The sequence below is a fragment of the Longimicrobium sp. genome, from assembly GCF_048594345.1.
Taxonomy (GTDB): Bacteria; Gemmatimonadota; Gemmatimonadetes; order Longimicrobiales; family Longimicrobiaceae; genus Longimicrobium.
In genome coordinates, this window is sequence record NZ_JBMDXM010000040.1 from 1 (window position 1) to 5,959 (window position 5,959).

4 protein-coding genes are annotated in these 5,959 nt (G+C 70.4%); 2 read left to right on the plus strand and 2 right to left on the minus strand.

The features are described from left to right. Nucleotides 1-37 precede the first annotated feature (37 nt). Nucleotides 38-1,030, minus strand: coding sequence for an AMP-binding protein (locus ACOJUJ_RS04505; RefSeq protein WP_420125656.1), 993 nt, complete (start codon nt 1,028-1,030; stop codon nt 38-40). Nucleotides 1,031-1,979: 949 nt separating this feature from the next. On the opposite strand from ACOJUJ_RS04505, the gene ACOJUJ_RS04510 reads away from it, so the two are divergent. Continuing rightward, the gene (locus tag ACOJUJ_RS04510) at nt 1,980-3,230 is read left to right on the plus strand and encodes a PLP-dependent aminotransferase family protein (protein ID WP_420125657.1); all 1,251 of its coding nucleotides are present in this window, start codon (nt 1,980-1,982) and stop codon (nt 3,228-3,230) included. A gap of 340 nt (nt 3,231-3,570) precedes the next feature. Here the strand turns inward: ACOJUJ_RS04510 and ACOJUJ_RS04515 are convergent, their stop codons facing one another. Beyond that, the gene (locus tag ACOJUJ_RS04515; RefSeq protein WP_420125658.1) at nt 3,571-4,053 is read right to left on the minus strand and encodes a hypothetical protein; all 483 of its coding nucleotides are present in this window, start codon (nt 4,051-4,053) and stop codon (nt 3,571-3,573) included. Nucleotides 4,054-4,306: 253 nt separating this feature from the next. Here ACOJUJ_RS04515 and ACOJUJ_RS04520 point away from each other — a divergent pair, with 253 nt between their 5' ends. Continuing rightward, nucleotides 4,307-5,782, plus strand: a complete 1,476-nt coding sequence (locus tag ACOJUJ_RS04520; RefSeq protein ID WP_420125659.1) for a PLP-dependent aminotransferase family protein — start codon at nt 4,307-4,309, stop codon at nt 5,780-5,782. Nucleotides 5,783-5,959 lie beyond the last annotated feature (177 nt).

The window sequence follows — 5,959 nt, forward strand, 5'->3', positions numbered from 1 at the left end:
CCCGCACCCCCGGCAGCGCCAGGCCGAGGGTGACGGCCTATCCCCGCGCGCAGTCGCCCATCGTCAAGCACACAGTGGCCTCGGTGGGGCCGTAGGCGTTGAAGAAGCGGCGCCCCTCTCCCCAGCGCTCCACCAGCGCCGCCCCGCACGCCTCCCCCGCCACCGCCAGCACCTCCAGCGCCGGGAGCTCCGCGGGCGGGAGGGCGGCCAGGACGGAGGGGGGAAGGGTGACGTGGGTGACGCGGCGCTCGCGCAGGAGCGCCACGAAGCCGGGGCCGGGGAGAAGCGCCTCCCGCCGCGCCAGGACGAGGGACGCGCCCGCCGCGAACGCCTGCCCCATCTCCGCCACCGAGGCGTCGAAGCTGGTCGGCGCGAACTGCACGACGCGGCTCCCCGGGCCGGTGCCCAGCAGGGCGGACTGCGCGCGCGCCAGTGACCCCACGCCGCCGTGCGCCACCATCACCCCCTTGGGGCGTCCCGTGGAGCCGGAGGTGTAGATGAGGTAGGCCAGGCTCCCGGCCCGCACCGCCACGCCGGGCGAGGTCGCGGGGAGTCGGGCGGCCTCGTCCTCCGCCTGGTCAACGAGGACGATCCGCCAGGGCCCGGCGGGAAAGCCCGGCGCCAGCCCGGCGCGGGTAAGGAGGAGCGACGCCGCCGAATCGTCCAGCATGTACGCCAGCCTCTCGGCCGGGTACGAAGGGTCCAGGGGAACCCAGGCGCCGCCGGCCTTCAGCACGGCCAGCACGGCGACCACGGCCTGGGGACCCCGCTCCAGCGAGATCGCCACGCGCACCTCGGGCCCCACGCCCAGCGCCCGCAGGTGGCGCGCGAGCCGGTTGGCCCGCGCGTCCAGCTCGCCGTAGCCCAGCCGCGTCTCGCCGAACACCAGCGCCACGGCCTCCGGCGTACGCGCCGCCCACCCCTCCACCAGGTGGTGCAGGGATTCGGCGCGCCCGGCGGGCGGCTGGACGACACAGGCCCCGGTTTCGGTGGCCGCGACGCCCATGGGTGGCGGCGAGGCCGCGGGCAATGCCGCTCCCGGGGCCTGTAACGCGTGATGCCGCTGAAGAATCGCCATTGGACGCAGATTTTCGGGGTCGAAAGAGGGGGGACCGGTCGTCCCACGCGGCCGAGGGTTCACGCGGAGCGCACGCTCCCCGCCCAGTCGCGATCACGGCGTCCCGATCACGGCGCCACAACGGGCGTCGGCGCGGGATCGCCGGTCTGGGTGCAGAGCGACGAGCGGCGATGTCTCCCGGGTGCCCCGGAAGACTGGCGTACGTCCACGGTCACCCAGCGACTCGCGTACGGGTACGTTTCAGTAATCGTCTTTAATAGATAGTGTACATACACACGAAATGACGACGCAACCCCACGCCCGCCACGTACCCGTAAACTCCGCTTACCTGCTCCGCAATCTCTATCGATCGAACGCGTTGCCCCGATCTGCTACACGCACGTCTCAAAACAACCGTCGGACCATCCAGAGCTAAATGTCTGTTGAGCGCCTGACAGCGCCCCACGGGTCGCGATGCAGCCACCGCACGATCCGGCGACGAACCAGACAGCCTTGAGGCCGACCGAAGCCCCCCTGAAGCCGCGGCGAGTCCTGTCTGTCCGGTGGCCCCGTCTGATCGTTCGGCACCGGCTCGTCGTGCTCATCGTCCACGTAGACGTTGATGCTTGCGGCGGATGCCTCGCGCATCGCGGCTCCACTTCCATGAACCGGTCGGATCGTATATAGTACTAAAAGTGGCTAAAATTGTATTGCGCTACAGCGGACACCTGCCCGTCCGGCTACCGGGGACTGCCCTTCGGAGTGCCACCAGCACGCCCACGCATGCGACATCGGGTCGGGGGACGGGCGCTCCTCCAACCGCCCGCCCAGCCGGTCCCGGTGAGTGCTCACCGTGGCCTGGCCCTGGTGGGAGTGCACACGCCGTCCGCTGGCGGACCATCGTTCCCTGAAAGGACCGCGAATGCTCGCGACGACTGCGGTTGAGCACGAATTTCCGTTCGCCGCATGGACGCGGCAGACCCGCCAGTCCGCCCTGCGCGAGATCCTGGCGCTGGTGTCGCGTCCGGGGCTCCTTTCCTTTGCTCTGGGGATGCCGGCACCGGAGTTCTTTCCCGTATCCGCCTACACGGGCGCCGCGCGCCACGTGCTGACGACCGAGCCGGACGCGCTGCAGTACGGAATGCCGCTGGGATGTCTGCGCCGCCACGTGGTGCAGCTGATGGCCCGGCGCGGCGTGCGGTGCACGGAGGACGAGGTGTTCATCACCAGCGGAGCCCAGCAGGCCATGAGCCTGCTGGGCCAGCTGCTCGTGTCTCCCGGTGACCCGTTGGTTACGGAGGAGCTTACCTACGACGGGATGGTGAACGCCCTGCGCCCCCTGCAGCCGCGCGTGCTCACCGTGCCCTGCAACCCGCGCACGGGGATGGACGTGGGCGCGCTGGAGGCCCTGCTGGAGTCCGGCGAGCGCCCCGCGCTGATCTACACCATCCCCGAGGGGCACAACCCGCTGGGGAGCAGCATGCCCGCCGGCGAGCGCCGCCGCCTGGCCGCGGCCGCGCGCCGCCACGGCGTCCCCGTGGTAGAAGACGACGCGTACGGGCTGCTGAACCTGGAGGGCGAGGCTCCTCCCGCCGTTCGCTCGTTCGATCCCCGCTGGGTGCTGTACGTGGGCTCGTTCAGCAAGATCGTCGCGCCGGCCCTGCGCACCGGGTGGGTGGTGGCGCCGCCGGACGTGGTGGAGCGGCTGTCCATCCTCAAGCAGGGCAGCGACCTGGACGTGTGCACCTTCGCGCAGCGCACCCTGTCGTCGTTTCTGGACCGCGAGGCGTTCTCCACTCACCTGTCGGAGCTGCGCGCGGAGTACCGCGGGCGCCGCGACGCCATGCTCGCGGCGCTGGACGCCCACTTTCCCGCGCAGGCGCGCTGGCACGCCCCCGCGTCGGGGATGTTCGTGTGGGTGACCATGCCCGAGGGGGTGGATACGACGGCGCTCCTGCGGCGGGCCGTGGAAGAAGCCGGCGTGGCGTTCGTCCCCGGGCAGGCGTTCTGCGCGGCGGGCGGCGTGCGGGGCCGCAACGCCCTGCGGCTGAACTTTTCCCGCGTGAACGCCGAGCAGATCGGCGACGGGATCCGGCGGCTGGGCCAGGTGCTGCACACCCCCCTCACTCCCCCGCGCGAGTCCCGGCTTGCCCTGGTGGCCAGCGAGTCCTGATCGCCCGCGGGGTTTCGCATGGAACCCGCGAAACGGTCATACTGAAAGGGTGTTGATCAACCTGGAATATCCCTTAAGTAGCGCGGCGTCATCCTGAGGGAGCGCACACCCGCAACTTCAGCAACCACAGGAGTTTGCGCGCGACCGAAGGATCTCTGTCGGGTCGCGACCGGCCAGCCCCCGGGAGCCGTTCAAGGCTCCTGGTTCCGCAGGCAAGGTCCTTCGGTCGGCGCAAGCGCGTTGTGTATCAGCAGATTGCGGCGCGGCGCCTCCTTCAGGATGACTGGCGATGTCGACGTTCAGCATCCTCTCCTGGCGGTCCTGGCATGATGCCGAATGCTCAGCCAAAGGCCGGCTCCAGCGCCTTGACGATGTCGTCGCCGTGGTTGATCACGCCGGCGAGGGCCACCCCCATGGCACTGGAGGGGCTGGTCGCGTCCATCATTCTCTCCAGCACCGCCTTGATGGCTTCCCACGCGCCGGCAAAGACGCTGGCTTCAGCATCGGGGGACCAGTCGGGGATGGGCGAAGGCTCGAGCGTGAAATCGGGAGCCTTGCCCTCCTTCATGTTCTCGATGCCTTTGATCAGTTGCTCATTCACCCCCTGAAGCGCGATGTGCGCCGCGCCGATCACCGCGCTGACCTTTTTGAACGCCGCTTCATCGAGCTTCTTCTTGCAGAGCGCGTCGGTAAACCGCAGGAGCCCGTCCGCCGCCAGAAGGTAGTGTGTGTAGCCGGTCCAGATCTCGATCTGCGACTGGCTCGGCTTGCCGGCACCGCCGGCCTTCTGGGGAGTAGCGGACTTCTGGGGCGTGCCGGTCATGGTGCACCTCGTCTCTGGTTGCGGTCTGGTGTGCGCGGGCGGCATGGCAAGATTGGTATCACGCCTGGTAACAGACGCGGCCGCACCCGCCAGCGGTCCTCGAGCGCGTGGCGCGGTCCGTAGCGCCCCCCGGACTGGGGTTCAGCGGGCCGCCGCTCCTCCGCGGTGTGGACCGGCTGAAACACGGGAGGTAGCTTCCTCCTGAACAGGTGCCGATTCGAGGATATAGACCTGCACAGATCAGGATGATGCGATGGATGCGCGCCCCGTAGACGCTGCGGGCCAGCGGCGGCCGGCTGAAGAGGTATACGCGTATCGCAGGATCGCCGACGAGATCACGGCGTGGATCTCCGACGGGACGCTGCAGGCGGGTGACCGGCTGCCGTCGGTGCGGCGGACGTGCGCACAGTGGTCGGTAAGCGTGCCCACGGTGCTGCAGGCATACCGGCTGCTGGAGGCCCGTCGGATGGTCCGGGCGCGGCCGCGGTCCGGCTACTTTGTGCTGGCGCGGCCGCGGCGCGTGGAGGACGAGCCGCGGCGTTCGCTGCCGGCTTCGGCGCCGGCGCGGGTGACCACGGGCGAGCTGATCGTCCGCTTTCTGGAATCGGTGGCGGACGGGAGCCTGGTGCCGCTGGGCACGGCGCTCCCCGACCCTGCCCTGCTGCCGACGGCGCGCCTGGCGCGGACGCTGGGTGCCGTGGCGCGGCGCGACAGCGTGCGCAGCGCCATGGTCTGGAGCCCTTCGGGCGCGGAGGAGCTGCGCCAGCAGATCGCGCAGCGGACGGTGGCGACGCGGGCGCCGGTCACCCCGGGCGACGTGGTGGTCACGGCGGGGTGCAACGAGGCGATTGCGCTGGGCCTGCGCGCGCTCACCCGGCCGGGCGACACCGTGGTGGTAGAGGCGCCGGCCTACTATGGCACACTGCAGGTGATCGATGCGCTGGGGCTTCGGGCGCTCGCGGTGCCGGCGGACCCGCGCGAAGGGATCGACGTCGCGGCGCTGGACGCGGCGCTGCGGGAAACCGAGGTGGCGGCGGCGGTCGTTACGCCCACGGTGCACAACCCGCTGGGCTCGGTGATGCCCGAGGCGCGGCGGCGCGAGCTGGCGGCGGTGCTGGACGCGCACGGCGTGCCCGCGCTGGAGGACGACACCTACGCGGACCTGCACTTTGGACCGGAGCGTCCGCCGTCGCTGCGCGCTTTTACGCGGGTGGCGCCGGTGCTGGTGTGCGGGAGCTTCTCCAAGACACTGGCGTCAGCCTATCGCGTGGGGTGGATCATCCCCGGCCGCTACCACGCCGACGTGCTGCGCCTGAAAGCGGCCACCACCGTGGCGACGCCCACGCCCACGCAGCTGGCCATCGCCGAATTTCTGCGCACGGGCGGATACGACCACCACGTCCGCAGGCTCAAGGCGGCGCTGCAAGCCAATGTGGAGCGCGTCACGGCCCAGGTGGCGGGCCGCTTTCCGCCGGGCACCCGGATCTCCGCACCGGCCGGTGGATTTCTCCTCTGGGTCGAGCTTCCGGAAGCGGTGGACGCGCTGGAACTGTACGCGCGATGCCTTGGGCGCGGCGTGAGCCTGGCCCCCGGCCCCGTCTTTTCCGCCACGGGCGGCAACCGCAACCTCATCCGCCTGAATGGCGGCCTTCTCTGGTCACCGCGCGTGGAGCAGGCGCTGAACGTCATCGCCCACGAGGCGCAGGCGCTCGTGCGCACGACGGGCTGAGCGCGGCGGCGCCTGACCTCCATCCCCGCACTTGTGATACCATTTCTCGCGGTTCGTTGTGCAATCAGAGGAACGACGGAAAAGCATCACGCGGAGGCGCGGAGGAACTGATGAGGCGCGGAGGCGTTTTGGGCGTTCCCTCCGCGCCTCTTCTGTTTTCTCCGCGCCTCCGCGTGA

Bases quoted from the DNA above. Each gene is read 5' to 3' on its own strand.
- ACOJUJ_RS04510 (WP_420125657.1), top strand. From the start codon at position 1,980: ATGCTCGCGACGACTGCGGTTGAGCACGAATTTCCGTTCGCCGCATGG.
- ACOJUJ_RS04515 (WP_420125658.1), bottom strand. From the start codon at position 4,053: ATGACCGGCACGCCCCAGAAGTCCGCTACTCCCCAGAAGGCCGGCGGT.
- ACOJUJ_RS04520 (WP_420125659.1), top strand. From the start codon at position 4,307: ATGGATGCGCGCCCCGTAGACGCTGCGGGCCAGCGGCGGCCGGCTGAA.